The sequence below is a fragment of the Pseudoalteromonas sp. G4 genome, from assembly GCF_028875915.1.
Classification (GTDB): Bacteria; Pseudomonadota; Gammaproteobacteria; order Enterobacterales; family Alteromonadaceae; genus Pseudoalteromonas.
Genome location: NZ_JAPEHW010000039.1, coordinates 1 through 25,662, shown reverse-complemented (window position 1 = coordinate 25,662; position 25,662 = coordinate 1). Strand labels below are relative to the sequence as shown.

The window sequence follows — 25,662 nt, the reverse complement described above, 5'->3', positions numbered from 1 at the left end:
AAAATAGCCGTGGTATGCTATCTTTTCGCCAATTTTATCGCTATCGATTTATAAGAGACATTTGATGACAATTCGTACACGTGTTGCACCGTCACCAACCGGTGATCCGCATTTAGGAACGGCCTATATTGCACTATTTAACTACTGCTTTGCGAAACAGCAAGGTGGTGAATTTGTACTGCGTATTGAAGATACAGACCAAGTGCGTAGCACGCGTGAATCAGAACAAGCGATTATGGATAGCCTTAAATGGTTAGGCCTTAACTGGGATCACGGTCCTGATGTAGGTGGCGAGTTTGGCCCATATCGTCAGTCTGAGCGTTCTGATATGTACAAAAAATTTGCTCACCAATTGGTTGATGAAGGTAAAGCGTTTTACTGTTTTGCCACAGCTGAAGAACTTGACCAAATGCGTGAAGAGCAAATGGCGGAAGGTCTTCGTCCTAAGTATGATGGCCGTGGTTTAAACCTATCTGAAGACGAAATTAAAGCAAACCTTGAAGCGGGTAAGCCTTACGTTATTCGTATGAAAATTCCTGCTGAGGGCTCTTTTAAGTTTAACGATTACCTACGTGGCGAGATTGAAATCCCGTGGGAAAACGTAGATATGCAGGTGCTTTTAAAAGCGGATGGTTTCCCAACCTATTTCTTAGCTAATGTGGTAGATGATCACCATATGGAAATTAGCCATATTTTCCGTGGTGAAGAGTGGATTAACTCAGCACCTAAGCTATTAAAACTTTACGAAGACTTTGGCTGGCAGCCGCCGGTATTGGGTCACTTACCACTACTGCGTAACCCTGATAAATCAAAATTATCTAAGCGTAAGAACCCAACATCGATTAATTACTATAAAGAGATGGGCTTTTTACCAGAAGCATTGCTTAACTACCTTGGCCGTATGGGGTGGTCAATGCCAGATGAGCGTGAAAAGTTCACGCTTGATGAAATGATTGAACACTTTGATATGAAGCGTGTATCACTGGGTGGTCCAATTTTCGATATCGACAAGCTTAACTGGTTAAACGGTTTATGGATCCGCGAAAACTTATCTGATGAAGAGTTAATGGCGCGTTTCTTTGACTGGAAATTTAACCCTGAGCTACTTGCTAAAGTATTACCGCAGGCAAAAACGCGTATTAATACGTTATCAGATTTAGTTGATTTAGCAGGTCATTTTGTTGCGGGTACACCAGAATATGACCCAGCACTACTTACAGCAGGTAAAGCTGAAGAAGATGTGGTACGTGAAGCCCTGCAAATTTTCATCTGGGAACTAGAAGCACTGCGTACTTGGGAAAAGTCAGAGATTTTTGCCATTGCAAAAGCAGTTGCTACCCACTTTGAGCTTAAGATTAAAGACTTCTTAGAGCCTATTTTTGTTGCTATCACAGGTAAAACATCGTCTACATCGGTTGTTGATGCAATGGAGATTTTAGGTTCAGATATGTCGCGTGCACGTTTACGTGTAGCGTTAAACCACATTGGTGTATCGAAAAAGCAGGCCAAGAAATTAGAAAAAGCCTACAAGGCGTATCAAGCGCAATAATAATTAGGTTTTAATTTATTGTTTATAAAAGCCAGCATGATGCTGGCTTTCTTACTGATTTTAGGTACGATATATCCGGTTTTGATTTTTCATTCAAATACAAAAGGATATGTTATGAAACCTGTTTCTTCTTTAGTTCTTTTTCTCGCACTGTTACTTCCTATTTCCACCTTGGCAAATAATCAGAATCAAGGGCAATATTTTATTAAATTTGGTCTTGCTTCTAACTATTATAACTACAACAGCAAAGATGCAAGAGATGAACTAGATCAAAACTTTCAAGACTTGTTAGATGAATATGATTTAAATGGCGACGATGCCGATATTGTGAATGCAAGTGTTGGTTTGGGTTACTATGTGACTAACGATTTTGCTGTACGTGGTAATTATACCTATGGCATAGAGTTGGATTGGTTAGATTTTTGTTTTTTTGATTGTGAAAACAATGTTTACCATGACAGTGATGCGAGCATTCTCACTTTGGATGGTATCTATCACTTTTATTCAGTAAATGACAAACTCTCATTTTACGGTTTAGCAGGCCTTGCAGTTACTCATGTATCGACCAAATTGTCTTATTGGAAAGATAATCAGCGAGAAGTGATTACTCGAGAAAACTCAACAAATTATGGTGCCAATTTAGGCCTAGGTGTGCAATATGATTTTGCTAAAAACTGGGGATTAAAAGCGGGCTATAGTCACCATACTTTCTTATCAATGGATAAATATTACTTGAATATGGAGTATCGATTTTAAATACTATTTTAGCCTTTCAACAGGTATGACCAATTATTTATAAAAACGCTGATAAAATGCGCGGCCAAGTTAAAATTGAGGTTATTTTATGTTATCTGGTTTCTATCAAGAATCTGAAGGAAAAGTATCGTTTACCCGTGATCAGGCAAGCCGATTTGCGAAACTGATTGCTGACGATTACAACCCGCTTCACGATATTGATGCAAAGCGTTTTTGTGTGCCAGGTGATTTACTTTTCTCAATGGTGTTAAACAAGTACGGTGTAAGTGAAAAAATGCACTTTACTTTTGCTGGTATGGTCGATGAGAAAGTATCACTTACTTTCCCTGAAGCTGACAGTGATATTGCATTAACACAAGATGATAAAGTGTACTTATCGGTAAACCGTGAAGGTGATACTTCAACCTGTGAAGAGCTGACCAATAGTTTAATTAAAAACTATGTGGAGTTTTCGGGTAAAGCGTTCCCGCATGTGATTATTCCATTAATGGGTGAGCAAGAGGTAATGATTAACCCTGCACGCCCTATGGTAATGTACGAGTCAATGTCGATTGAGTTTTCTAACCTTGATGTTAAACAACCTGTGTTAGAGTTTGTGACGCCTGAATTTGAGCTGTCAGGTAAGCGTGGCAAGATCACACTACCATTTGTATTTAAAGATGGCGACAAAGTAATTGGCAAAGGCGAGAAGAATATGCTGGTTTCAGGCATTCGTGAGTATTGTCAAAAAACAGTTGATGAATTAATTGCCTATTACAATCAGCGTAAAGTTGATTTAAAACCGGCTTAAAAATTGATATAGAAAAAGGCGAGTATTTAGCTCGCCTTTTTTAGTTCTTCTTCCAAGGTTTGACTTAGTTGTTCAAGTGCTTTTATTTTTTCTTTGGCAAATTCGATTTGTGTTTGATCTATTTTTGCTTCTAACCCTCTAGCAAGCCAACTATTTAGTAATTCCACCTTTTCTTTCGCTGCTTGAATATAGGCTGTTTTAAGAGCGATTTCTTGTTCACTTTCATACGCTAAGTAAGCGTCGTGATCATCTAAATCACCGGTAAATGTTGTCTTTAGTTTGGTTGGTGATATCGGCGGAATATCCACCTTAACATGCGTTTTTACAGGGCTGATTAATGTTGTTTTTAATCTGCTGTTAACGGTTAATACTGGTGTTTTTGTTTCAATGGTTTGTATTTTTGCTGCGGGGTTTTCACTTGAATGTACTGTTTTTGGGGCATTAATTTCAGTATAAGTACTTGGGCTCATTGGCAAATGGCTAAACCAACTAAGCGCGATAATCAACCCTATAACTATGCTAGAAAATAGTACTTTTAGTTTCATAATTGGCCGCCTTTTAGCCATTGATTTTTAGCAGTGGCATACTGCTTTTTAGCCAATGTTGCTGCAAGCGAGGTTTTCGCCTGATAGACAACAGTCTCACTGTTTTTAGGGTAGTAATCATATTTCTTATCAAATACTTGAATGATCACCCACTGGTTTTTAGGTGTGCGTAAAAGCGTTGGACCTTGTTTTGTAGATATATTGAATGCAGCTTGATTAACAAAGGTATGGTTAAGTGATTTACGTTTTATAACTGTTTTTTTGCTATTAAGCTGTTGTGGCAGCGCGTTATTTTTGTAGGCATTTTGTGCGGTTTCTTGCGAGCTAAAGGAAAGCGATGCGGCTGTTACTTCTGAGCTGTAGCGAAATTGTTGTTTATTTTGTTTGTAGTAATTAGCTATTTCTGAGGATGTTATTTGCTGTTTCAAACTGTCGAGGTATGGGCTTTCATTATGCATACTAGCTTTTACACCAAAGTAGTTAAGTAGTGCTGGCGTGATAGCCTGACTTGTACTGAGTGATTCTAGCACTGGCCAGCGAATATTTGGGTTCTGATGCTGTTGCTTTACGCTTTGGTAGTGGGTTTCTACTTTTACAAGTTCAGTTAGTTGCTTTATGTCGCCTTGGTGCAAGTTAAAGCGCGCTTGCATGGATGCATCATTATAGGCATCTGCCAATGTATAGTTTGTAGTTAAGGGCTGAGTTAACTTAGCTAAAAGTTGCGTTGTTGCTACGCCATTATGAGGGTAGTTACCCAGTAGCTGTTTTAGTTCAGCACTGCTAAGAGTGATGTTTGGTACTGAAAATTTGGTATTTTCATTACTTAATAAGCTGATCATATAGCGTTTTTTATGATAGTTAGTGCTAAAGCCGACACTTGCAACACGCTCCAATAATGTTGGTGCTTTTTGTTTAGCAAGGACAAGGTGAAAGTACAGGGTTTCAAGCCTTTGTTGTGTTTGCTGCTTGGATAATTGCTCGCCTTGCTTGATATAAAACTGGTTCATAAAAGCAATTTCATCGTTATTAAATTGCACATTAGCGTGTGCAAAGCACGCTAAAAGCGTGCTTAATAATACTAAAAACTTCATTTATAGCTGTACCACGGCATGATTAAGTAAATGAACTACCATAGCAATGGCATGTGGGATCACGACTTGCCCGGTATTTACGCGGTCATAGTGATCTTTTGAGTTAAGGACTATGCCACCTTGTGAATATGAAAGCGCACCACCTTGAGTAAGAATAGGGCGGATATCTTGCTGGCTTGCATCAAGTGCTGCGTAGTATTCAAGTGCTTGGCTGACTTTACTAAAATCGTTTAGTTGCTCTTTATCGTAGTAATCTTTTACCCACGATTCCCAACCAGAGTGATTTAATGCAGATGTTACCCAAGTGTGGTGTGGTTGTAGTAAATCAGTGGTGTGAAATACAAACCCTAAAATCTGTGGGTTTTTGCTTTCGACAAACTTTTGAAACCAATATTGACCTAAATGATCAATTGGTTGGAACGGCATTTCTTCAAAGTCATCATACATGTTGTAGTGTGAGTGACCATCAATGCGGTAGTTTGCTTCAGTAATGCCGTAGCTATTGTATTTCGTTGAGTCAGAACCAAACCAACCTGTTTCACCACCGCGGCCATCATCCAAGTAATCGCCTTTTAACCAAGTGGCCGCTAAATTATCAATGTCACCCCATACTGTAAGTTTCTGGTAGTTATAACCGCCAAAGTCATTGCCGTGTTGGTCTGGGCCTTGGGTATGGTTTTGAAAGTGCCAGTAGCTAGTGTACTTTACAATGCTTTCTGCTGCGCCCCAAATAGGCGCTTGTACGCAAGAGCCTGTGATTGCGCCACAAAAGAATGTATCTTCAAAATCATCAACGTCGTAAGCAGCTTGCCCTAGCAGATTTGCTAACTGAGTTACCGTTAGATTAAGCTGTGACGCCCAGTTCGCTAATTTTGCGTATTCTGTGGAATTAGGGTTTTGCTGCATATAATTGACAGCATCGATCACAATACGTTTATGTGTTTCTTGTGAGAATGCATTAGCTTGTTGGCTGACTGAAGCAAGAGAGCTTGCCAGCAGTAGCGAGGTGAGTTTGATGTTCATATTTACCCTTATTTTTGTTGTTAATAAAGGTACTAAACTAAGTGGTTATTTTTACAACTAATTTACATTTATATGAAGTATTTACTCTAAAGCTTAAGCGTATTTATTAGTAAATACGCCAATTAAAAGAGTTCTACTTCGTTATGGGCGAGGTTGCCGGTAAGCTTTTCAACCATTTTATTTAGGTCATCAGTAGCTTTATTGACACTTGAACTCACGGTATTGCTGTTTGCAATTTCTTGATAGTTATCAGTTACTGACTTGAGGTGCTTTAAATTCTCATTAAGTTGATTATTTATATTAACTTGGCGAGAAGAGATGTCTGACACAAGCTGACTTTGCGAGGTCATGTTACCCATTTCTTCACTAATCTCGTTTAATGATGCGCGAACCAAGTTCGATTGTTCGTGGTTTTTTGCGGTAATAGATTCAGATTCATTCATTGCCTCAACAGCTTGTTTGGCAGCAACTTGTAAAGACTTTATTATTTCGCCAATATCTAATGTTGATTGCTGTGTTTTTGTAGCGAGCATTCTTACTTCGTCAGCAACAACGGCAAAGCCTCTGCCTGCTTCACCTGCTCTTGCAGCTTCAATTGCCGCATTAAGCGCAAGTAAATTGGTTTGCTCCGCAATACTTGTAATGACATCAAGTACTGAGCTTACAGAGCCAGCTTCTTGATCGAGCTGTTTTATGATTTGTGATGTTGATTCAACTTGTTTGGCTAACGCAAACATGTCTTTAGAGGAGTCAATCATTTGTTGATTACACTGATTTGATTTTTCAAGTACGGTATTTGTTGAAAGATGAGCATTATCACTCTGTTGCTCTAGCTCTTTGGCAATATGCACAAGCTCTTCAATAATTTCTTCCATTTGTTGTGTGCAGTGGAGTTGTTCATCAGAACCATTTGAGATCTGTTTACTTACTTCAATTAGTAACGAAAAGGCTGTTTCAACATCCATTTTTACTAAGGATATGCTTGAGACTGTATCGACAATATGAGATTTAATCTCAGTTGCAGCGTTTCTGAGTTCCCCTAATTCATCATCTTTGTCATAGTTGAGTGCAATATCATATTTGCCATCGGCAATTTCGGTAATTTCGTTAATTAGCTGCCTTAGTGGATTGATGATTAAGGAGTTTAATAAAAGTAAAACCAATAAAACCGATGAAATTGATAACACGATTACAATTATTGGGTAGACAATGGTAATTGTATTTTTTTGTTTATTAATTGCTTTTTGTACGTTTAAAACCTGTTCGTTTTTGCTTTCTACTGTCGATGTTAACTGTTGGCTAAATTGTTTATCAATTCCTCTTATTTTTAAATCAACATCCTGCATGGTTATACCTGAGCTCAGCTGATTTTTTGCTTCATTGTAGCGTTCGTACAATTTTTGATGCTGTGACTGTAACGCTTGATACTTTGAGGAAATACTTAATTGTGTTTGAATTTCATTTTGCAGGCTTGAGAATTGCGCCCAGTATTTCTCTCGTTCAGCGTTGCGTATAAGCGTGTTTTTCCATGCTTGAACTTGATCCTTAAAGAGTAATTGCACGCGTGTGATGTTATGCGCCTGAGATACTTCATTATTTATTAATCCATCATAATCTGAAAGTAATACTTCTAGTTTGTATATGCTAAAAAATGAACTCAACATCATTATGAATGTTGCGCATATAATTGGAGCAAGTATTTTAGTACGAATTTTCATAGGCAAACGTAATCAGTTTTTTTATAAAGTTTTATTTAGGATTGAGCGTTTGTCTAAAAATTAAATAAATGAGTTTGACTTAGTGTAAATAGAAAGTGGGCTTGGTAGGGAATTTAGATATAAAAAAACCGCGATGTTCGCGGTTTTTTTATTTTTGGCTAGTTAGCCAGCTTAGGAATTGGCGTGCGTCGCTCTTGTTTTCGAAATCAACGCGTTGATTGCCTGACTTATCTTCGAAAGTCACCTTGCTTTTGTTGATGGATGCAAAGTCCACAGGCAATGCCACATGGATTTTGGATCCTTGATATAAATAGTCCATTTTCGACTCTCTATTCTATGTGTTTAGGGTAAACACAGGTTTAACATGTGCAATCACTGGATCAGGGTGACTGCGATTTCCATTAACTTAATACAGAGTTATGACGTTTTAATGACGTTAAGGTTCATTTTAACATTACTGTATTTTCAAAGTGATTTACCACTATAGTACCTTGTTGATCATAGTGATAAGGACAAATGTCCTTAAGGGCGTTTAAAAAACGCCCTTAAGGGATGGTTTAATTACTTAAATTCCAACTTACCTTTCATAATTGCCCAGTGACCGGGGAACGAACAGAAAAAGGCATAGTCACCGGCCACTTTGAGCTTGTCTGTTTTAAAGGTTAATGTAGTTGCTTCACCGCCACCGATTATTTTTGAAAAGCCATAAACGCGCTCATCTCCCGGTTTTACATATTGATTTGCAATACCTGCTGACATTCCGTCTGTAGCAACAGCCTGAACATTTGCGCTATCAACTACGACAATATTATGCCCCATCGTTTTGGCTGGCAGTTTGCCTGTATGTTTCAGTTCGATGCTGATTTCTTTACAGTCTTTAGAAAAACTTAACGTTTTTTGGTTAAATTGCATCATGTCGTTTGCTTCGAGCGAAGCTGAACATGATGCAGATGCATTGACAGAAAAAAATGATGCAGCAAGAGAAAGTAGACCTAACTTGATTAAACGTTTCATATCTTACAATCTAAATGTTATTGATAATTGTTTTTATTTTACATTTTGTGAGCGTGCTTGCAAGGTTTTGTTTCATTTGATTAGTGGTAAAATGATTTCCTAAAATTCAATGTTCTATTAATTAATAGGTAATTACGTTAATGAAAATTCAAGAGATCAACAAAGCCCGTTATCGCAATCATTTAAATAAGGTGATTGTAGGTTGTATTGTGGCGTTAGTGATTGGTAGTTTGGGCATTGCGCAAGCGCTTATTGCTATTTTTCCTAGTGAGCAAGGCAGCCACTTTCATTGGAATTTTTTAGGCGTAGTTGCGACGTGTTTAATCATTGGCAGTGTATTAAAAAAATATAAGCACCATGACTTTATGACTGAAGTAACCTATGTGTGGGAATTAAAAAAGCAACTTAATTACATCACCAGAAAAATGCGCAAGTTGAAAGCTGCAGTAGAAGAGGGCGATGTTGTTGCAATGCAGATTATCAATTATTCATATGCTGGGTCGCGTCAACTTTGGCAGCTGGATGATAACACGATCACTATGGAAGAGCTTAGCATCTGGCAAGCTGAATTAGATGCAAAAGCACGAGAGGTTAATGTAACGTTAGATACAGACAAGTATGAAGCTAAATTACTTTCAAAATATTAAACTTCTATAATCTAGATTTAGATTGAATCATTTATAAAAAATTAATAATCCCCTGGGTGTCCCAATAAAAATCAGCTTTTTGGTTTTGTCTATTTCTTAGACTTTTCTATACTTGTTTTATACCAGTTACAAATGGATTTGCATTTCTGGTATTTGTATAAAAGGGGATAGAAATGCAAAGACAAATGGGTTTCACGCTTGTTGAAATTATGATTGTTGTCGCAATCATAGGGATCCTTACAGCCGTAGCTCTGCCAGCTTACACTGAATATGTTAAAGAGAGCCGAAGGGTTGATGCGCAGCAGTATCTGCTGCAACTCTCTGGTACGCTTGAACGAAATTATACTCGCCTTGGTGAATACCCAGCAGAAGACACGATTACCCCTGAAACTTCAGATTATTATTCCTACAAGTACTCTCGTGATAGCGACACTTCATTTACTCTAAGTGCAAGCCCTAAAGGTGCTCAGTCAGACGATAAATGTGGTGATTTATCAGTTAATCAGCAAGGTGCAACTACTGCATCACTCGATTCCTGTTGGCGTTGAGGTGATTTATGAAAAACGGATACACCTTAATAGAGCTAGTGGTTGTTTCCAGTATCGTAGGGGTTTTAAGCACAGTCGCTATCCCTTCTATGATTACTACTATTAAATCTGACAGACTGGTCACTACAGCTAATCAATTAACTAGTACATTTAAATTTGCTCGAAGTGAAGCGGTAAAAAGAGAAACCGACGTGCAATTAGTTGTTTCTGGAGAAGATTGGTTAGTTCAACTTGATGGTGAAACAATCATGACATTTAGCAGTATTTATTCAAGTGTCAGTGTTAATGGCTTAGCAAATATGACTGTACGTGCATCAGGTGAAACCACGAGCATAAATTTAACTATTGAAGATGGAGATGCGGATACGGTTGACCGTTGTTTTTCTGTTTTAGTGAGTGGGCAAAGTCAGTTAACCAAAGGAGGGTGTGTAAATGAAAGCACCCAATAAACAACGAGGCTTCTCTCTAATTGAAGCAATGGTTGCAACTGTAGTGTCAGCAATAGCGCTTTTAAGCTTGGGTGTTGGGCAAGTTAAATCCCTTCAATATGCATCGAACAGTTTAGATTATACCCTTTCATTAATACAGGCGAATAATGCAGTTGAGCAATCTTGGGCTAATTTGTGTGAACTACAAAATGGCACTTTGACATTGAATGATCTTAATGTAGCAACCCAAACAGATAAATATGTTATTGAATTTCCAAACGGCTTTGACGTTGATGATTTTGAAATCAGGGTAAGTTGGAGTGACGAACGCATGACAGATAACCTTGCTAATACAGCTGGTTTAAATGTGAAGTTACCAAGGGTGTGCTCATGAAAATGCATTATGGATTTTCTTTAGTTGAATTGATGGTTGCTATGGCTGTTGCTATGTTTTTGGTTGCCGGAACAGGCTTTGCTTATATTGGTATTTCAGATTCGATAAACCTATCTAAGAACATCGAAAATACCCAAGAGGTTTTACGATACACGTCAGATGTGTTTGGTCGAAGCTTGAAACAAACACTTGTTACACCAGTTTCTACTGGTACAGATAATATTCGCATTGTTCAAGATAAAGTGGGCTCTGTGGCATGTGATGGCACAGTACCAATTGTTGCACCTTACACCGAATCTTTTCGTTTTGAAGCGCCAAATTTGTTATGTAATGCAGGAAATGGTGAAATTGTTATTTTACAAGGCATTGAAAATATGTCGATTGTAATAAATGGGGATCTTGTTGAAATCACTGTTTTACTTTGAATACATCAACGTTATCACCAAAAGGTTGAGTGACACTCGTGAAAGGTTTCTTCATTAAATAATCGGTAACGGTTTGCTTATCCATTTTAGCTAATGTCCTTATTTTGTAAGAGTTATATACTTTATACTTGAGCGAATAGTTTGCTGGTTTTTAGCAAAGCACGATATTGGCGCGAACTTTTACATTAAATAGCTTAATAGCATAAACATGTGTTTAAGAACTAATTTAAGCACTTAATCGCTTGGCCAATCCCGTCTAAAGTTAATGGGAACATTCTTTTTTCCATCAAGTGCTCAATTAGGCCTATTGATTGATAATAGTGCCAATGTTGTTGTGGTTGAGGGTTTAGCCAAACAACATTATTAAAATGTTGTGTGATACGCGCTAACCATACTTGACCAGGTTCTTCATTCCAATGTTCTACACTGCCGCCAGGGTAACTTATTTCATAAGGACCCATTGTGGCATCCCCAACAAATATCACTTTGTAATCACTGGAGAAGCGATTGATGATACTGTAGGTATCAAGCACATTTGTGTATCTTCTTTGATTATCCTGCCAAACATGTTCATACAGGCAATTATGGAAGTAAAAAAACTCAAGATGCTTGAACTCAGAATGTGCCGCGCTAAAAAGCTCTTCACAGGTATGAATATAAGCATCCATTGAACCACCGATATCAAAGAACATAAGCACTTTTATCGCATTGTGACGTTCAGGTTTCATTTTGACATCAAGCATACCACCTTGTTTTGCGGTTGCGCTTATTGTGCTGTTGAGATCAAGCTCATCACTTTCGCCGCTTCTAGCAAATTTTCTTAATTTTTTGAGAGCCAGTTTCATTGTTCGAGAGCTAATATCAGCATCTTGGTCGAGATTTTTGAATTGGCGTTTATCCCACACTTTGACCGCGCGGCGCTGACGGTTGCCATCTTGACCAATACGAACCCCCTCAGGATTATAACCATACGCGCCAAAAGGTGATGTACCGGCAGTACCTACCCATTTATTTCCGCCCGCGTGTTTTTTTTGTTGTTCTTTTAAACGCTCAGCCAATGTTTTCATAAGTTGGTCGAGGCCGCCTAGGGCTTCTATTTTATCTTTTTCTTCTTGGCTAAGATGCTTTTCAAATTCTTTCTTTAACCAATCTTTAGGTAATTGGTGTTGCGCTTGTAACTTTGAAAATATATCAACTGATTCAACACCTTCGAAATATTCAGCAAAGGCTCGGTCAAATTTATCAAATTGGGTTTCATCTTTAACTAAGCACAATTTGGCTAAATGATAAAAATCATCAATATTTGCAAAAACAACGTGTTGTTTTAGAGCGTTAATTAAATCAAGTAATTCACGCACACTCACATTTACGCGATGTTTTTTTAAGGTAAAGAAAAAATCTATTAGCATAAAAGGTCTAACGCTTTGCTAAAAATGCTAGTTTTTCAATTAGGCTAACATCTTGTTCATTTTTCAAAAGTGCACCAAATAATGGCATTAAGCCACCACTTTGAGTTTTGTCATGCAGTGTTTTTGCGTCAATATCTTCAGCTAATAGCAACTTTAACCAATCAATTAACTCGCTGGTGGAAGGCTTCTTTTTAAGCCCATTTACATCGCGTAAATTAAAAAATACTTGTAGCGCTTGTGTTAGTAAATCTTGCTTCACATTAGGGTGGTGTACTTCAATTATTTGTGCCATTTCTTCTGGTGTAGGAAAGTTAATGTAATGGAAGAAGCAGCGTCGTAAAAACGCATCCGGTAGCTCTTTTTCGTTATTTGAGGTGATAATTACAATGGGGCGTTCAACCGCTTTTATTTGCTGCTGCGTTTCGTATACATAAAACTCCATTTTATCGAGTTCGAGCAGTAAGTCGTTTGGAAACTCAATATCAGCTTTATCAATTTCATCAATGAGTAAAATAGGGCGTTTTTGCGCTTCAAATGCTTGCCACAGCTTACCTTTTACAATGTAATTACTGATGTCGTGAACTTTTTCATCACCTAATTGGCTATCACGTAATCGTGATACTGCGTCATATTCATAAAGACCTTGTTGTGCTTTAGTCGTTGACTTGATATGCCATTGAATTAATTCAGTATCGAGCACTTGGGCTAGCTCTTCAGCAAGCATGGTTTTACCTGTTCCAGGCTCACCTTTTATTAATAATGGTTTTTCTAAAGTGATTGCTGCATTAACAGCTAACTTAAGTGATTCAGAAGCGATATAGTTTTGTGTACCATTAAATTGCACAGGGCACCTTTTAGACTAAACTGGTATGATGTGTAAGTGTGTCATATTAAGTGATTAAGTAAAGTATGAAGTTGCTGCAAAATGTCGTCTTTAAGGTTGAATTTAAGTGAAATTGGATTAATTTGGAGCGCAAAATGAGATTAGGATGTTTATTTTTATTAAGCGTTTTTTTATTTTCTCCGGCTACTTTTTCAAATACTAATGACATTAGCAAACCAGTTCGATGGGTGACGGACTCTTGGCCAAATTACACAAATCAGGATGGTACAGGCTTATATCACGAATTAATGCGCTTTATATTTTATGAGGCTAACGAATTTAATGTGCAGTATGCACCTTGGCTGCGCTCTTTAGAGCTGGTTAAATCAGGTGGGGCAGATTTAACAGGGGCGATGCCATTAAATCCAACCTTTATAATGTCAAAGCATATTGTATTAAGTCAGCCTATCTCGTTGTTAGTTCGAAAAGACCGTTATGCCAAAGTGTCTGAAAGTGATTTACCTAAATTGGTTGGTGTATGGCGTTCTGGCTACAAAAATGAACTATTAAACGATACGATAAAGCCTTTGGTTAATGGCGTAGAAACGGAAAACACTGAGAGTGGGTTTAACTTAGTGAGGTATAAGCGTGTAGATTACCTTATTGATATACGCACAATCTTAGCAACGCATTTAGCAAATCAGCCTGATAAAGCTGAATTTCAACTTATTGATATTAGCTCACTTAATTTATATATGGCTTTTTCCAATTCAGTAAGAGGTCAATACATTGCAAATCTGTTTGATATGCGCTTTTCCGAATTAGAAAAGTCAGGTCGGCTTAGCGAGATTTATCAAAAATACCAACAAGTAGTTCCTAAAAAATTATAAGGCAAGCTTGCTCCACAACGGTTCTGCTTAAATAGGGATTTATGGTATAGTTTCGCGACTTTTTACAGATTTGATAAAGCATGAATTATATACCCCTTGATGATTTTAAATATGCATGGGCATTCCGTCATCAGCAGTTACCTATTGATGATTCTTTACTCGATAAAATAAAACCAATGTCTGAAAGTCGCGCGACAAATTTATGGGCTACTTTTGTCAGTCGTGAAAAAGATCACCCCGATTTTTTTGATAACAAAGATTGGCCAGGAAACGGCAAAACTTGGGTGAATTCAGTTAAATGGGAGTCAGCCTGGGATAACGATGATGCATTGCCAGATGAAATCATTAATCACCTCGATTGGGATGAAAATACGACCGTGTATTTTTGTTTATCTCGCAAGCACGTTATTGAAACTGATTGGCGAACCTTTAAAGCAACATGGTTAAACTTTTTATTTATGAGTGATGGCAGTTTGCTAATTGGTAAAAAGCGTCATCAGGTAGTGCAGTTTTTAGAAACTGGATATGCCAAGCTGGGCAAGCGCATAGATTAAATTACCTATCGCAATTGTTTACTGGTAGCAATTGCGAAAATATCTCACACTTTTCAATTCTTTCATTTCTCTTACTGTCGCGCAGTAAGGTAATTAACTTTATACTTATTCTTCCTTTCGATGCTTAATACTGTCTTATTTCTTGGCGTATCATTTTTAAGCTATTGTCGATATTACATCCAATTTTATTATGATGTACTATGGTTAATTAAGTGTATTCGCTAGGTTTTTTATCAGTGCAATCAGGATGTGAAGAGCAAACAGAGTTATGGCGCAGTTCGTCACGCAGTAATGCGTACAATGCGTTATGTAATACTTTTTATGTTCGGGAAATTTATCGCTTAAGCAAAGAGCAGTTTGGTTCAGTTGAGCGATTGCAACGACGCTTTGCTAGTTTGCCTTATTACATTGAAAAAGCCGCGAATCATATTTTAGAAGGCAACAGCCCGCTTACCTTAGATACACAAAACGGCAGTTGGATTGCGAAACAGTCACGTGCAATGCCAAAAGTTGATGAAGAGAAAAACCATCAATTCTTTAGCCAAAATGTATTTGTCGGCTTAATTATTCCAGTTTTAGTATATGACGCTGAGTATTCAACTGTTAGAATCGATAGTGTTGATGAAGTAACAAGCTCGGGTTTTCATTGTAATCAATTTGGTTGGGTTGCAATGTCTGGAAGCTCACAAGAAAATACGGGAATACAAGTATTAAAACCAAGCAAAGCGGCATTTTCAGCTGCTTGCTGCGGGCATGTTTGGTTGCTTTCACGAGCGACAACCCCGCGTGTATTAACATTACGCGAAATGTTGCTCGCAGCACGAATAAACTGGCAAGATTTTAAACGCCCATTTATAACTCAAAAATAGAATTTACCATGCGATTATTTCAACTAGCTTTGTTGTGTTTGTTTGCAAGTTTGCAATACCAGTTATGGTTTGGCCATCATGGTGTTAAAGACTATCGAAAGCTGCAATCAGCAGTTGAACAGCACACTGAAGTGAATACTCGATTAGAACGACGAAATAAGCTTTTAAAAGCGGATGTGGAAGATCTAAAACTTGGTTTAGAGGGCATTGAAGAACGTGCTCGAAATGAGTTAGGGATGATCAAACAAGGCGAAACATTTTTTCGCGTAACACATAAAAATGACAGATATTAATCCTTCAATTGCATTTGTTGTGCCTGCTGCTGGTGTGGGTGCACGAATGCAAGCTAATAAGCCTAAGCAATATATCCATCTTGGTGAAAAAACAGTATTAGAACATACAATTGGCAAGCTTAAAGCAACTTTGCCTGATGCGCTGATTATTATTGCTATCAGTGATAGTGATGCTTATTTTAAAGATCTCACATTACCTGAAAATGTAATTACCGTGACGGGCGGAAAGGAGCGTGCCGACTCAGTATTCAATGCATTAAATTACTTATCACTCAATTTTTCAATTGAGTGGGTGCTGGTGCACGATGCTGCGCGTCCACTTGTTTTACCAAGTGACATACTAAAATTGATATCTCAGTGCCAAACAAATCAATGTGGCGGTATTCTAGCCAGTAAAGTACGAGATACGATTAAGCAAGGAACCTCGTTAGTTGAAAATACAGTGCCGAGAGACTCGCTTTGGCAGGCACAAACTCCACAAATGTTTTTATTGGATGAATTAACTAATGCAGTGTCAAATGCATTAGCTCAACAGGTTTCAATAACGGATGAAGCCTCAGCGATTGAGTGGGCTGGTGGCAAAGTGCAACTAGTTGAAAGCCGAGCTGATAATATTAAATTAACGACCCCTGATGATGTAGCAATTGCAGAATTTTTAATTGCGAAACAACTTTTGGAGATAGATAAATGCGAATAGGACATGGTTATGACGTGCACAAGTTTGGTGGTACAGGTCCTCTTACAATTGCCGGTGTAAAAATCGATTATGAATTTGGCTTTATCGCACACTCTGACGGTGATGTTGCAATTCACGCACTATGTGATGCAATTTTGGGTGCACTTGCACTAGGGGATATTGGTAAACACTTTCCTGATACGGCCTCTGAATTTGAAAATATAGACAGCCGAATTTTACTGCGTCATGTTGTGTCATTAATGGAAGAACGTGGCTATTCCGTTGCCAACACAGATATAACTATAGTGGCGCAAGCACCAAAAATGGCTCCTCATATTGAAGCGATGCGTGCGGTGATAGCTGATGATCTAAATATTAGTATTGATCAGGTTAATGTTAAGGCGACAACAACAGAAAAACTTGGCTTTGCTGGTCGAAAAGAAGGTATTGAGAGCCACGCGGTAGTGTTACTTACAAATGGATAATTTAACTTATCTTTACGGAAAACCGAATGCGACAGCTGAGTTTAAAAGTTCAGCTGAGGATTTTCGCGTTGATGAAGAGCTTGGTTTTGAGCTGACAGGTTCTGGTGAGCATGTGTGTTTGCAGGTGCTTAAAAAAGGTGAGAATACACAATTTATAGCGAAACAAATTGCTAAAATCGCTGGTACACAAGCGCGTAATGTTAGTTATCCAGGATTAAAAGACCGCAACGCAGTAACCTCTCAATGGTTTAGTGTGCCTGTGCCTATCAAGAAAGAAGTTGATTTCTCTTCTCTTAATAGTGATAGCGTAAAAATATTGCAGCAGGTAAGGCATAACCGTAAGCTCAAAACAGGATGTCATAAGGCAAACCGCTTCACGATTGTGTTACGTCATTGTAGTTCGGTAAGCGAAGTGCTAACGCGTATCAACGCCGTAAGACAAGGTGTTCCAAATTACTTTGGCGCTCAACGCTTTGGTCATAATGGGCATAATTTAGAATTGGCAGAGCAATTATTTGCAGGCAAAGAAATCCATGATAAAAAATTGCGCGGCATAATAATATCAGCTGCGCGTTCACATATTTTTAATCAGGTTGTTAGCCAACGAATTGCGCAGTATGGCATTGCAAAAACAATGACAGAAGAAGTATTTTTACTGAACGGTAGCAATGCCTTCTTCAAAGAAGAAATAAGCCTTGAAACCGTTAATCGCCTTGCTAGTGGTGATATACATTTATCTGCACCTTTAGCTGGCAAAGGTGAACAAGGTGTCACAGAGCAAGAACAAGCTTGGCTAGCGCCTTTTGCTTCTTGGTGTGAAAGCCTTGCTCAACTAGGCCTTAAATCTGAGCGCAGAAACATGCGCCTTTACCCAGAAAAATTTGAAGTACATCATGTAGATGAAGATGTGATAGAGTTTAGCTTTGCACTGCCTAAAGGGTGTTTTGCAACAGCGGTATTACGTGAGCTTGCACTGTGCCAAGATGTATCTGTAAAGAATAAGGAAAATAATGAAAATCTTGCTGAGCAATGATGATGGTGTAAATGCAAAGGGCATTGAAGCTTTATATTTAGCGTTGTCTCAAATTGCAGAAGTCACCGTTGTGGCGCCTGATCGTAACTGTAGTGGTGCAAGTAATTCACTTACTTTACTAAACCCCTTAAGAACCCATACACATGAAAATGGCTTTATCTCAGTTAATGGTACACCCAGTGATTGTGTTCAACTAGCAATAAATAAACTGGTTGATTTTACGCCAGATATTGTTGTAGCAGGCATAAATAATGGGGCTAATTTAGGGGATGATACGCTGTATTCGGGTACTGTTGCAGCTGCTTCAGAAGGGCGATTTTTAGGTTTGCCTGCAATTGCAGTATCTTTGTGCTCAGCTGCTTCAGAAGGGCGATTTTTAGGTTTGCCTGCAATTGCAGTATCTTTGTGCTCAAAAAAAGAAGAAAACTATGACACAGCTGCTGCCGTAGCCGTCTCTATTATTAATGAAATTAAAGCGCATCCACTAGAGTCAGATCAAATAATCAACTTAAACGTACCGGACATTCCACTTTCAGAACTTAAAGGCATTAAAGTTACTCGTTTAGGCTCTCGTCATAAAGCCGAAACGATGCAGGAGCAAAGTGATCCTTGGGGCCGAAAAATTTATTGGTATGGCCATTTAGGTGAAGCGCAAGATGCTGGTGAAGGGACTGATTTTCATGCGGTAGCGAATGGATTTGCATCTGTTACCCCGCTTACTGTTGATATGACAGCAAAATCGAGCCTTAAAAAAATGGAAACCTGGATTGAAGGATTGAATATTTCAGGTGTTAAATAATTATAGTCGTAGCGCACATCAATTGGCGCAGCTTTTATATCAGCAAGGAATTCGATCGCAAAAAGTGTTAGACGCCATTGCGTCAACACCTCGCCATATTTTTGTTGATGATGTTTTAAAACATAAGTCGTATCAAAATACGGCTTTGCCTATAGGGCTTGGGCAAACGATTTCACAACCCTTCATTGTTGCAAGAATGACTGAGTTACTTTTGCAGCTAACAAGTCCTTCGGCAACTATATTAGAAATAGGCACAGGCTCTGGCTATCAATCAGCTATTCTAGCGCAGTGCTTTGAGCGTATTTATTCAGTTGAACGAATTAAAGCATTACAGTGGCAAGCAAAAAGAAGGCTACAGCAGTTAGATTTATTTAATGTAGTTATGAAGCATGGTGATGGTTGGCAGGGTTGGCAAGCTAATGCACCTTATGATGGTATTATTGTGACTGCCGCAGCAAGTGAAATTCCACAAGCTTTAGTTGAACAATTAAATGATGGTGGTGTGCTAATTTCTCCAATAGGTGAACATCAGCAACATTTAGTCGCAGTAAAACGCCAAGGAAAAAGTTTTATTACACAAACCTTAGAAGAAGTAAGATTTGTTCCATTAGTCGCTGGTGCGATTGATTAGGAGTAAATATGCGTTTATTACTACAGCTTTTTACTTGCATTATATGTTTACAGCTAATCGCATGCAGTAGTAGAACAACGCCTGCCCCTGTTGCAAATCTAACGTCTGGTAAGACTAGTTCGCAACAAAAAATTAAAATTAAAGGAAGTAACTACAAAGTTAAAAAAGGTGAAACCTTATATTCAATCGCTTTTAGATCAAACAAAGACTTCCGAGATCTGGCTAAGATCAATGGTATTAAAGCCCCTTACACGATCTTTCCAGGCCAAATCTTAAAGTTAAACGCTGCTAGCAAAAGCCAAAAAAAGGCTAAAAACTACACTGATAAGACCAACAAGTCTACTAAAAATATACAAAAAAATAACAAATCATTAAAAAAACAGCTTGATCCCAAAAAACAACAAGAGTATGTTGAAAATCAAGCCAGTTTAAAAAAGCAACAAAAAGTAGCTCAAAGTAGTGACAAGTTGCGTTGGTATTGGCCAACTAAAGGCCGTGTAGCAAGGAAATTTTCAGGAAAAGAAAATGGCTACAAAGGGATACTAATAAAAAATAAATCAGGGACTGATATTCTTGCAGCAGCAGATGGTATTGTTGTTTATGCGGGAAGTGCGTTAAGAGGGTACGGTAATTTAATCATAGTGAAACATAACGATGATTATCTAACTGCTTACGCTCACAACCAAAGAATTTTGGTAAAAGAAAAGCAAAAAGTTACAGCTAGGCAAAAAATTGCCACGATGGGTAACTCCGAAGCTAAGTCTGTAGGGCTTAGATTTGAAGTGAGATACCGCGGAAAATCGGTTGACCCATTAAGGTATTTGCCACGCTAAGTTAGTTGGGGCGCGAACGTGTTTTAGTGTTTAAAGGTCACTGAATGACTCGGGAGGATGCTTATGGGACGCACAAAAAAAGAAAATACTGAAGATCTAACCATCGATATGGATGTAAAAGATGAAGATCTTGAAGAGATAGAAGATACAGAAGACGAAATCTTTGCTAAAGAAGAAGTTGTTAAAAACTTAGATGCTACTCAACTCTACCTAGGCGAAATAGGATTTTCACCATTACTAAGTGCAGAAGAAGAAGTATTTTTTGCACGCAAAGCCTTACGTGGTTGCGAAGCATCGCGAAAACGTATGATTGAAAGCAATCTACGTCTAGTAGTGAAGATCGCAAGACGCTACAACAACAGAGGTTTAGCATTATTAGATCTGATCGAAGAAGGTAATTTAGGTTTGATCAGGGCGGTAGAAAAATTTGATCCTGAACGTGGATTTAGATTCTCTACTTATGCAACTTGGTGGATCCGTCAAACCATTGAACGTGCGATAATGAATCAAACTCGTACTATCCGACTTCCCATCCATGTTGTTAAAGAGCTTAATGTTTACCTTCGGACTGCTCGTGAATTAACGCAAAAGTTAGATCACGAACCAACAGCAGAAGAAATAGCAGAAAAGCTAGATCGTCCAGTTGAAGACGTAAGTAAGATGCTGCGTTTAAACGAAAAAATTAGTTCCGTTGACACTCCAATTGGAGGCGATTCTGATAAGGCACTGCTGGATATTATTGCTGATGAAAAAGGTCGTGGTCCTGAAGGTGAAATTCAAGATCAAGACATTCACAATAATATTGTCCACTGGCTTGAAGAGCTAAATGCAAAACAACGTGAAGTGTTAGCAAGACGATTTGGTTTGCTCGGCTACGAACCTTCTACATTAGAAGATGTGGGTAAAGAAATTGGATTAACACGTGAGCGAGTTAGACAAATCCAGGTTGAAGCCCTTCGTCGATTAAAAGAGGTGTTAACACACCAAGGATTAAGTATCGAATCGCTGTTTAGAGCATAAAATAAAAAAACCGCTGATTTCAGCGGTTTTTTGTAGATAAAATTTAGTACTTTCTATCAACAGATATTTTGGCAAGTGCTATCAATGCATCTTTGTAGTCAGAATCAGGTATCACAGATAGGTAGTTAATTGCTTTCTGTGCTTCTTCTTGTGCTTTTTGCATTGTGAGTGACAAGGCCTTTGTTTCATCTAAAATGACTAAGACTTTATCTAGATAGTCTTTGCCATCCGCTTTTTCAATTGCACCGCGGATCAAGTTTCTTTGCTCTTCAGATCCATTTTGCATTGCATAGATCAAAGGTAGTGTCGGTTTTCCTTCGGCAAGATCGTCGCCAATAGATTTTCCTAGTTCAGCTTGATTAGCACTGTAATCCAGTACGTCATCAACAAGCTGAAAAGCAGTTCCTAAATGCATTCCATAGAATTTTAGTCCACTAATTATTTCATCACTTTGCTCAGTAATAATTGCAGCTAATTCTGTTGCAGCTTCAAATAACTTGGCTGTTTTACTATAGATAACTTGCATGTAGCTATCTTCAGTCGTATCTGGATCATTACAATTCATTAATTGTAATACTTCACCTTCAGCAATCACATTAGTCGCATGGGCAAAAATATCCATTACTTGCATCTTGTTAAAACCAACCATTAGTTGGAATGCACGAGTGTAAATAAAATCACCAACTAAAACGCTTGCCGCGTTACCAAATTCAGCATTAGCTGTAGGGTTTCCACGACGAAGTAATGACTCATCTACAACATCATCATGAAGTAAAGTAGCAGTATGGATAAATTCAACAATTGCAGCTAAACGAACATGTTCTTGACCTTGGTGTTTAAGAGCTTTTGCAGCAAGAATTGATAAAATAGGACGAATTCGTTTGCCACCGCTGTTGACAATATAAAGACCTAACTGATTGACAAGTGCGACATTCGATTGCAGTTGCTGCTCGATGAGTTGATTAACTGCTAACATATCTTGTTCTGTTAAGGCTTGGATCGCTTTGATATCCATGAGTCTCCAAGTTTAAAGGGGAAGAGCCACATATTTGCCGGGGATTGTACACTATTTTTGGCTTTTAGTAGAATCAATATTTTATCTAAAATAATGGTTTTCTAAGCGGACATAATTGGGTAGAATTGGCGTCAATAATATCAAATTTTTAAGTGCGTCTTTCGAAACGCAACATTATTAGTCTTTTTTATAAAAATAGGCTTGCGCAATGGTCTAATTTCGCGTAGACTTCGCGCCCTATCGAAGATTATTAAGTTGCGTCGATTTGAGGGCGCAGAACGGAGTTAATTATGTACGCGGTTTTCCAAAGTGGTGGTAAACAGCACCGTGTGACTGAAGGTCAAACGATTCGCCTTGAGAAGTTAGAGGCTGAAACTGGTGCAGCAGTAGAATTTGACAAAGTATTACTTGTTGCAAACGGTGAGAAAATCGAAATTGGTGCACCTTTCGTAAATGGCGGTAAGGTTACAGCTGAAGTTGTATCTCATGGTCGTGGTGAGAAAGTTAAGATCGTTAAGTTTAGACGTCGTAAGCATTCTCGCAAGCAAATGGGTCACCGTCAGTGGTTCACTGAAGTTAAAATCACTGGCATTAACGCTTAATTTAGAGGTACAGAAAGATGGCACATAAGAAAGCAGCTGGTAGTACTCGTAACGGTCGTGATTCAGAAAGTAAACGCCTAGGTGTTAAGCGCTACGGTGGTGAATCAGTTTTAGCGGGTAACATCATCGTTCGTCAACGTGGTACTAAGTTCCACGCAGGTACTAACGTTGGTATGGGTAAAGACCACACTTTATTTGCAACTTCAAACGGTAAAGTTCAGTTTGAGCAAAAAGGTCCTTTAGGTCGTAAATACGTAAGCATCATTGCTGAGTAATCCCTAAAAAATTTTAAAAAGCCCCGCAAATGCGGGGCTTTTTTTGTTTCTTGATTACGCACATCCTGATTGTCTTGTATAATGAAAACATTCTAGGCTGTGTAAGGCTAAATATATGAAATTTGTAGATGAAGTTGAAATTCGCGTTGAAGCTGGTGATGGCGGTAGCGGTGTAGTTTCATTTCGCCGAGAAAAGTTTGTTCCTGATGGTGGCCCTGACGGTGGTGACGGTGGTGATGGTGGTAGTGTTTTTATTGAAGCTGATGAAAACTTAAATACCTTGATTGATTACCAATTTGAGCGTTTCCATAAAGCTGAGCGCGGTACTAATGGTGCTGGTCGCAATATGACAGGTAAAAAAGGGGAAGATCTCACTTTAAAGGTTCCTGTAGGTACTCGTATTGTTGATGTCGATACAGCTGAAGTACTAGGTGACTTAACGCAACATGGCCACAAAATTATTGTTGCTAAAGGTGGTTTTCATGGACTTGGTAACACCCGTTTTAAATCAAGTACTAATCGAGCTCCTCGTAAGAAAACATTGGGTACACCAGGTGAAATAAGAAACCTTCGTTTAGAGTTATTACTTCTTGCTGATGTTGGTTTGTTAGGTCTGCCTAACGCTGGTAAATCGACATTTATCCGCAGTGTGTCTGCAGCAAAGCCAAAAGTGGCTGATTACCCATTTACTACGCTAGTACCTAACTTAGGTGTTGTAAGGCCAAGTCAAAATCAATCATTTGTAATCGCTGATATTCCAGGGCTTATCGAAGGTGCTGCCGAAGGCGCTGGTCTTGGTATACGCTTCTTAAAGCACTTAGAGCGCTGCCGTGTTTTACTGCACATAATTGATATCATGCCAGTTGATGGCTCTGATCCGGTAGAAAATGCCTACACTATTCTAGGTGAGCTTGAGCGTTACAGCCCGGCACTAGCTGCAAAACCTCGCTGGTTAGTATTTAACAAAATTGATTTGTTGTTAGATGAAGAAGCAGACGAATTGTGCGCTGAGATCGCTGATGCGCTTGAAGCTGAAAAAACCTATAAGATCTCTGCATTCAACAAAATTGGTACAGAGCAGTTATGCTTCGACATTATGCAGCTTTTAGAAAGCATGCCTAAAGAGAAGTTTGTTGCTGAAGAAGAGCCAGAAGAAGTTGAGTTTAAGTGGGATACATACCATGAAGATCAGTTGTCAGATTTTGAAGATGACGATGATGACGAAGATTGGGATGAGGATGATTACGACGTAGAAGTCGTCTATCAACGATAATAAAAGGTGCTTGCGCACCTTTTTTTATATTTAATAAAAAAGTACTAATAATAATTAACTAGGTTAAAAGTATTAATTTCTTATGAAGATTTCAATGATAGCTGCGATGGCTAATAATCGTATTATTGGTAAAGATAACGATATGCCATGGCACCTTCCTGCTGATCTAAAGCATTTCAAATCAGTCACCTTGGGCAAACCTGTCATTATGGGACGTCGTACATATGAGTCGATAGGTCGTCTGTTGCCGGGTCGAAAAAATATTATTATCACGCGCAATCCAGAGTACGTTGTTAATGGTGCGATAATGGCTGAAAGCCCAGACCACGCGCTCTCTTTGGCTGGTGATGTAGATGAAGTTATGATTATTGGTGGCGGTAAAATTTACTTAGACTTTTTAAGCCGTGCAGATCGACTATACTTAACGCATATAGACTTGGATGTTGATGGTGATACGCAGTTTCCTGATTACGAAGCTGTGGCTGATTGGCAGGTGCAAGAAACACAGAGCTTCGCACCGGATGAAACCAATCAATATCATTACCAATTTGTTGTTTATAAGAAATTAGGCTTAATTTCTTGAAGATGATTTAACTTATTGTTAGAATTGTTGTAATTAAATTAAGTATAAAGTGCTACTAGGGTTGCTGTACTATGAAATTATCAACATTATTATTTACTCTATCTGTATCTTCGGTTGCATTACTAAGCTCTCACACAGTAAATGCAAATGAGCAATTAGCTGCAAGTTTGTGTGACTACGTTGCTGCAGATGATAAAAGCCGTATTCGTAAGAAGCTTAAAGAATCACGTGTAAAGCTACGTAATATTTATGCGGGCATTAGCTGTGGTGGTAATAACCTTATCCGTCATGCAATTGTTAGTGGCGCAGATGGCGTAGGCGAATACATCGTTAAGCAGCTACCAAAAAGCGACTTAGCAGCAGGTGGCGACGTGGCTTGGGCTGATGCGAATGGTCATTCAGGTTCAGCTGTTATTACTGCATTAAAGGAACGAGCAGGCCTTTAATAAGATATCTTCCCTTTGACTAAAAGCCAGCTACTAAGCTGGCTTTTTTGTGTCTATCTAATACATACTGAAATAATACTTAGAGTTTCTTAATGTACACCCTGTAAAAGAGCTAATGATTTTAAATCAGCAAATTATAAGTACCTAATAATTCCTCTCTAAAACTAAATTAAGGATTGTATTATTTCTTTAGGAAATTAAATTTGCAGAACTCAGAACTCAGAA

At 38.4% G+C, this 25,662-nt stretch carries 32 protein-coding genes; 24 read left to right on the top strand and 8 right to left on the bottom strand.

Features of this window, described 5'->3' with window-relative positions:
• The first annotated feature begins 64 nt into the window (after positions 1-64).
• From gltX to ON073_RS12335, 3 genes are all read left to right on the top strand, one after another.
• Positions 65-1,549 carry a glutamate--tRNA ligase gene (gltX, locus tag ON073_RS12345; protein ID WP_274762179.1) on the top strand — a complete coding sequence of 495 codons (1,485 nt, stop codon included), beginning with the start codon at positions 65-67 and terminating at the stop codon, positions 1,547-1,549.
• A 114-nt stretch (positions 1,550-1,663) separates the two neighbouring features.
• Complete coding sequence (locus tag ON073_RS12340; RefSeq protein ID WP_274762178.1) at positions 1,664-2,305, top strand: outer membrane protein; 642 nt, start codon at positions 1,664-1,666, stop codon at positions 2,303-2,305.
• Between the two features lie 88 nt (positions 2,306-2,393).
• Positions 2,394-3,095 (top strand): DUF3581 family protein, encoded by a 702-nt coding sequence (locus ON073_RS12335; protein WP_274762177.1) that lies wholly within the window; start codon positions 2,394-2,396, stop codon positions 3,093-3,095.
• A gap of 26 nt (positions 3,096-3,121) precedes the next feature.
• On the opposite strand, the gene ON073_RS12330 is transcribed toward ON073_RS12335, so the two are convergent.
• The 5 genes from ON073_RS12330 to azu all read right to left on the bottom strand — a co-directional run bounded on the left by ON073_RS12330 (position 3,122) and on the right by azu (position 8,486).
• Positions 3,122-3,640: a hypothetical protein gene (locus ON073_RS12330; RefSeq protein ID WP_274762176.1), complete on the bottom strand. Its 519-nt coding sequence runs from the start codon at positions 3,638-3,640 to the stop codon at positions 3,122-3,124.
• A complete protein-coding gene (locus ON073_RS12325) occupies positions 3,637-4,731 on the bottom strand; it encodes a hypothetical protein (protein WP_274762175.1) in 1,095 nt (364 codons plus the stop codon). The genes ON073_RS12330 and ON073_RS12325 overlap by 4 nt, the downstream gene beginning before the upstream one ends.
• On the bottom strand, positions 4,732-5,754 hold the full coding sequence (locus ON073_RS12320) for a phospholipase (RefSeq protein WP_274762174.1): 1,023 nt from the start codon (positions 5,752-5,754) through the stop codon (positions 4,732-4,734).
• 122 nt (positions 5,755-5,876) lie between these two features.
• Positions 5,877-7,421, bottom strand: coding sequence for a methyl-accepting chemotaxis protein (locus tag ON073_RS12315; RefSeq protein ID WP_274762173.1), 1,545 nt, complete (start codon positions 7,419-7,421; stop codon positions 5,877-5,879).
• Between the two features lie 612 nt (positions 7,422-8,033).
• Positions 8,034-8,486 carry an azurin gene (azu, locus tag ON073_RS12310; protein ID WP_274762172.1) on the bottom strand — a complete coding sequence of 151 codons (453 nt, stop codon included), beginning with the start codon at positions 8,484-8,486 and terminating at the stop codon, positions 8,034-8,036.
• Between the two features lie 140 nt (positions 8,487-8,626).
• Between azu and ON073_RS12305 the strand changes: the two genes are divergently transcribed.
• The 5 genes from ON073_RS12305 to ON073_RS12285 all read left to right on the top strand — a co-directional run bounded on the left by ON073_RS12305 (position 8,627) and on the right by ON073_RS12285 (position 10,928).
• Positions 8,627-9,133: a DUF3087 domain-containing protein gene (locus ON073_RS12305; RefSeq protein ID WP_274762171.1), complete on the top strand. Its 507-nt coding sequence runs from the start codon at positions 8,627-8,629 to the stop codon at positions 9,131-9,133.
• Between the two features lie 173 nt (positions 9,134-9,306).
• Positions 9,307-9,681, top strand: coding sequence for a type IV pilin protein (locus ON073_RS12300; RefSeq protein ID WP_274762170.1), 375 nt, complete (start codon positions 9,307-9,309; stop codon positions 9,679-9,681).
• Positions 9,682-9,689: 8 nt separating this feature from the next.
• Positions 9,690-10,130 carry a GspH/FimT family pseudopilin gene (locus ON073_RS12295; protein WP_274762169.1) on the top strand — a complete coding sequence of 147 codons (441 nt, stop codon included), beginning with the start codon at positions 9,690-9,692 and terminating at the stop codon, positions 10,128-10,130.
• Positions 10,114-10,503 (top strand): type IV pilus modification PilV family protein, encoded by a 390-nt coding sequence (locus tag ON073_RS12290; RefSeq protein WP_274762168.1) that lies wholly within the window; start codon positions 10,114-10,116, stop codon positions 10,501-10,503. Before ON073_RS12295 ends, ON073_RS12290 begins: the two co-directional genes overlap by 17 nt.
• Positions 10,500-10,928 (top strand): PilW family protein, encoded by a 429-nt coding sequence (locus ON073_RS12285; RefSeq protein ID WP_274762167.1) that lies wholly within the window; start codon positions 10,500-10,502, stop codon positions 10,926-10,928. The genes ON073_RS12290 and ON073_RS12285 overlap by 4 nt, the downstream gene beginning before the upstream one ends.
• Positions 10,929-11,149: 221 nt before the next feature.
• Here the strand turns inward: ON073_RS12285 and ON073_RS12280 are convergent, their stop codons facing one another.
• Positions 11,150-12,337: a vWA domain-containing protein gene (locus ON073_RS12280; protein WP_274762166.1), complete on the bottom strand. Its 1,188-nt coding sequence runs from the start codon at positions 12,335-12,337 to the stop codon at positions 11,150-11,152.
• A gap of 7 nt (positions 12,338-12,344) precedes the next feature.
• Positions 12,345-13,181 (bottom strand): AAA family ATPase, encoded by an 837-nt coding sequence (locus ON073_RS12275; protein ID WP_274762165.1) that lies wholly within the window; start codon positions 13,179-13,181, stop codon positions 12,345-12,347.
• A gap of 134 nt (positions 13,182-13,315) precedes the next feature.
• Here ON073_RS12275 and ON073_RS12270 point away from each other — a divergent pair, with 134 nt between their 5' ends.
• From ON073_RS12270 to rpoS, 11 genes are all read left to right on the top strand, one after another.
• On the top strand, positions 13,316-14,050 hold the full coding sequence (locus ON073_RS12270) for a substrate-binding periplasmic protein (protein ID WP_274762164.1): 735 nt from the start codon (positions 13,316-13,318) through the stop codon (positions 14,048-14,050).
• Positions 14,051-14,130: 80 nt separating this feature from the next.
• Positions 14,131-14,604 (top strand): DUF2947 family protein, encoded by a 474-nt coding sequence (locus tag ON073_RS12265; RefSeq protein ID WP_274762163.1) that lies wholly within the window; start codon positions 14,131-14,133, stop codon positions 14,602-14,604.
• 212 nt (positions 14,605-14,816) lie between these two features.
• A complete protein-coding gene (locus ON073_RS12260; RefSeq protein ID WP_274762162.1) occupies positions 14,817-15,473 on the top strand; it encodes a hypothetical protein in 657 nt (218 codons plus the stop codon).
• 8 nt (positions 15,474-15,481) lie between these two features.
• Complete coding sequence (ftsB, locus tag ON073_RS12255) at positions 15,482-15,766, top strand: cell division protein FtsB (protein ID WP_274762161.1); 285 nt, start codon at positions 15,482-15,484, stop codon at positions 15,764-15,766.
• Positions 15,753-16,463: a 2-C-methyl-D-erythritol 4-phosphate cytidylyltransferase gene (gene ispD / locus ON073_RS12250; protein WP_274762160.1), complete on the top strand. Its 711-nt coding sequence runs from the start codon at positions 15,753-15,755 to the stop codon at positions 16,461-16,463. The genes ftsB and ispD overlap by 14 nt, the downstream gene beginning before the upstream one ends.
• The gene (gene ispF / locus ON073_RS12245) at positions 16,454-16,927 is read left to right on the top strand and encodes a 2-C-methyl-D-erythritol 2,4-cyclodiphosphate synthase (RefSeq protein WP_274762159.1); all 474 of its coding nucleotides are present in this window, start codon (positions 16,454-16,456) and stop codon (positions 16,925-16,927) included. Before ispD ends, ispF begins: the two co-directional genes overlap by 10 nt.
• On the top strand, positions 16,920-17,960 hold the full coding sequence (truD, locus tag ON073_RS12240; RefSeq protein WP_274762158.1) for a tRNA pseudouridine(13) synthase TruD: 1,041 nt from the start codon (positions 16,920-16,922) through the stop codon (positions 17,958-17,960). The genes ispF and truD overlap by 8 nt, the downstream gene beginning before the upstream one ends.
• Positions 17,938-18,759 carry a 5'/3'-nucleotidase SurE gene (gene surE, locus ON073_RS12235; protein ID WP_274762157.1) on the top strand — a complete coding sequence of 274 codons (822 nt, stop codon included), beginning with the start codon at positions 17,938-17,940 and terminating at the stop codon, positions 18,757-18,759. The genes truD and surE overlap by 23 nt, the downstream gene beginning before the upstream one ends.
• On the top strand, positions 18,749-19,390 hold the full coding sequence (locus tag ON073_RS12230) for a protein-L-isoaspartate(D-aspartate) O-methyltransferase (protein ID WP_274762156.1): 642 nt from the start codon (positions 18,749-18,751) through the stop codon (positions 19,388-19,390). The genes surE and ON073_RS12230 overlap by 11 nt, the downstream gene beginning before the upstream one ends.
• A gap of 8 nt (positions 19,391-19,398) precedes the next feature.
• Entirely contained in the window at positions 19,399-20,223 is an 825-nt protein-coding gene (locus ON073_RS12225) for a peptidoglycan DD-metalloendopeptidase family protein (RefSeq protein WP_274762155.1), read from the top strand.
• A gap of 63 nt (positions 20,224-20,286) precedes the next feature.
• Positions 20,287-21,243 carry an RNA polymerase sigma factor RpoS gene (gene rpoS, locus ON073_RS12220; RefSeq protein ID WP_274762154.1) on the top strand — a complete coding sequence of 319 codons (957 nt, stop codon included), beginning with the start codon at positions 20,287-20,289 and terminating at the stop codon, positions 21,241-21,243.
• 43 nt (positions 21,244-21,286) lie between these two features.
• Here rpoS and ispB read toward each other — a convergent pair whose 3' ends face one another.
• Positions 21,287-22,258, bottom strand: coding sequence for an octaprenyl diphosphate synthase (gene ispB / locus ON073_RS12215; RefSeq protein ID WP_274762153.1), 972 nt, complete (start codon positions 22,256-22,258; stop codon positions 21,287-21,289).
• Between the two features lie 290 nt (positions 22,259-22,548).
• Between ispB and rplU the strand changes: the two genes are divergently transcribed.
• The 5 genes from rplU (at position 22,549) to ON073_RS12190 (ending at position 25,437) form a co-directional block, all read left to right on the top strand.
• The gene (gene rplU, locus ON073_RS12210; RefSeq protein ID WP_010560932.1) at positions 22,549-22,860 is read left to right on the top strand and encodes a 50S ribosomal protein L21; all 312 of its coding nucleotides are present in this window, start codon (positions 22,549-22,551) and stop codon (positions 22,858-22,860) included.
• 17 nt (positions 22,861-22,877) lie between these two features.
• A complete protein-coding gene (gene rpmA / locus ON073_RS12205; protein ID WP_010560931.1) occupies positions 22,878-23,135 on the top strand; it encodes a 50S ribosomal protein L27 in 258 nt (85 codons plus the stop codon).
• A 115-nt stretch (positions 23,136-23,250) separates the two neighbouring features.
• Positions 23,251-24,408 (top strand): Obg family GTPase CgtA, encoded by a 1,158-nt coding sequence (gene cgtA / locus ON073_RS12200; protein WP_274762152.1) that lies wholly within the window; start codon positions 23,251-23,253, stop codon positions 24,406-24,408.
• Positions 24,409-24,490: 82 nt separating this feature from the next.
• Complete coding sequence (gene folA, locus ON073_RS12195) at positions 24,491-24,991, top strand: type 3 dihydrofolate reductase (protein ID WP_274762151.1); 501 nt, start codon at positions 24,491-24,493, stop codon at positions 24,989-24,991.
• Between the two features lie 71 nt (positions 24,992-25,062).
• Positions 25,063-25,437 (top strand): DUF3718 domain-containing protein, encoded by a 375-nt coding sequence (locus ON073_RS12190; RefSeq protein WP_274762150.1) that lies wholly within the window; start codon positions 25,063-25,065, stop codon positions 25,435-25,437.
• Positions 25,438-25,662: the final 225 nt, after the last annotated feature.

Coding starts and splice junctions, on each gene's coding strand:
- gltX (WP_274762179.1), top strand. CDS start 65: ATGACAATTCGTACACGTGTTGCACCGTCACCAACCGGTGATCCGCAT.
- ON073_RS12340 (WP_274762178.1), top strand. CDS start 1,664: ATGAAACCTGTTTCTTCTTTAGTTCTTTTTCTCGCACTGTTACTTCCT.
- ON073_RS12335 (WP_274762177.1), top strand. CDS start 2,394: ATGTTATCTGGTTTCTATCAAGAATCTGAAGGAAAAGTATCGTTTACC.
- ON073_RS12330 (WP_274762176.1), bottom strand. CDS start 3,640: ATGAAACTAAAAGTACTATTTTCTAGCATAGTTATAGGGTTGATTATC.
- ON073_RS12325 (WP_274762175.1), bottom strand. CDS start 4,731: ATGAAGTTTTTAGTATTATTAAGCACGCTTTTAGCGTGCTTTGCACAC.
- ON073_RS12320 (WP_274762174.1), bottom strand. CDS start 5,754: ATGAACATCAAACTCACCTCGCTACTGCTGGCAAGCTCTCTTGCTTCA.
- ON073_RS12315 (WP_274762173.1), bottom strand. CDS start 7,421: ATGATGTTGAGTTCATTTTTTAGCATATACAAACTAGAAGTATTACTT.
- azu (WP_274762172.1), bottom strand. CDS start 8,486: ATGAAACGTTTAATCAAGTTAGGTCTACTTTCTCTTGCTGCATCATTT.
- ON073_RS12305 (WP_274762171.1), top strand. CDS start 8,627: ATGAAAATTCAAGAGATCAACAAAGCCCGTTATCGCAATCATTTAAAT.
- ON073_RS12300 (WP_274762170.1), top strand. CDS start 9,307: ATGCAAAGACAAATGGGTTTCACGCTTGTTGAAATTATGATTGTTGTC.
- ON073_RS12295 (WP_274762169.1), top strand. CDS start 9,690: ATGAAAAACGGATACACCTTAATAGAGCTAGTGGTTGTTTCCAGTATC.
- ON073_RS12290 (WP_274762168.1), top strand. CDS start 10,114: ATGAAAGCACCCAATAAACAACGAGGCTTCTCTCTAATTGAAGCAATG.
- ON073_RS12285 (WP_274762167.1), top strand. CDS start 10,500: ATGAAAATGCATTATGGATTTTCTTTAGTTGAATTGATGGTTGCTATG.
- ON073_RS12280 (WP_274762166.1), bottom strand. CDS start 12,337: ATGCTAATAGATTTTTTCTTTACCTTAAAAAAACATCGCGTAAATGTG.
- ON073_RS12270 (WP_274762164.1), top strand. CDS start 13,316: ATGAGATTAGGATGTTTATTTTTATTAAGCGTTTTTTTATTTTCTCCG.
- ON073_RS12265 (WP_274762163.1), top strand. CDS start 14,131: ATGAATTATATACCCCTTGATGATTTTAAATATGCATGGGCATTCCGT.
- ftsB (WP_274762161.1), top strand. CDS start 15,482: ATGCGATTATTTCAACTAGCTTTGTTGTGTTTGTTTGCAAGTTTGCAA.
- ispD (WP_274762160.1), top strand. CDS start 15,753: ATGACAGATATTAATCCTTCAATTGCATTTGTTGTGCCTGCTGCTGGT.
- ispF (WP_274762159.1), top strand. CDS start 16,454: ATGCGAATAGGACATGGTTATGACGTGCACAAGTTTGGTGGTACAGGT.
- truD (WP_274762158.1), top strand. CDS start 16,920: ATGGATAATTTAACTTATCTTTACGGAAAACCGAATGCGACAGCTGAG.
- surE (WP_274762157.1), top strand. CDS start 17,938: ATGAAAATCTTGCTGAGCAATGATGATGGTGTAAATGCAAAGGGCATT.
- ON073_RS12225 (WP_274762155.1), top strand. CDS start 19,399: ATGCGTTTATTACTACAGCTTTTTACTTGCATTATATGTTTACAGCTA.
- rpoS (WP_274762154.1), top strand. CDS start 20,287: ATGGGACGCACAAAAAAAGAAAATACTGAAGATCTAACCATCGATATG.
- ispB (WP_274762153.1), bottom strand. CDS start 22,258: ATGGATATCAAAGCGATCCAAGCCTTAACAGAACAAGATATGTTAGCA.
- rplU (WP_010560932.1), top strand. CDS start 22,549: ATGTACGCGGTTTTCCAAAGTGGTGGTAAACAGCACCGTGTGACTGAA.
- rpmA (WP_010560931.1), top strand. CDS start 22,878: ATGGCACATAAGAAAGCAGCTGGTAGTACTCGTAACGGTCGTGATTCA.
- cgtA (WP_274762152.1), top strand. CDS start 23,251: ATGAAATTTGTAGATGAAGTTGAAATTCGCGTTGAAGCTGGTGATGGC.
- folA (WP_274762151.1), top strand. CDS start 24,491: ATGAAGATTTCAATGATAGCTGCGATGGCTAATAATCGTATTATTGGT.
- ON073_RS12190 (WP_274762150.1), top strand. CDS start 25,063: ATGAAATTATCAACATTATTATTTACTCTATCTGTATCTTCGGTTGCA.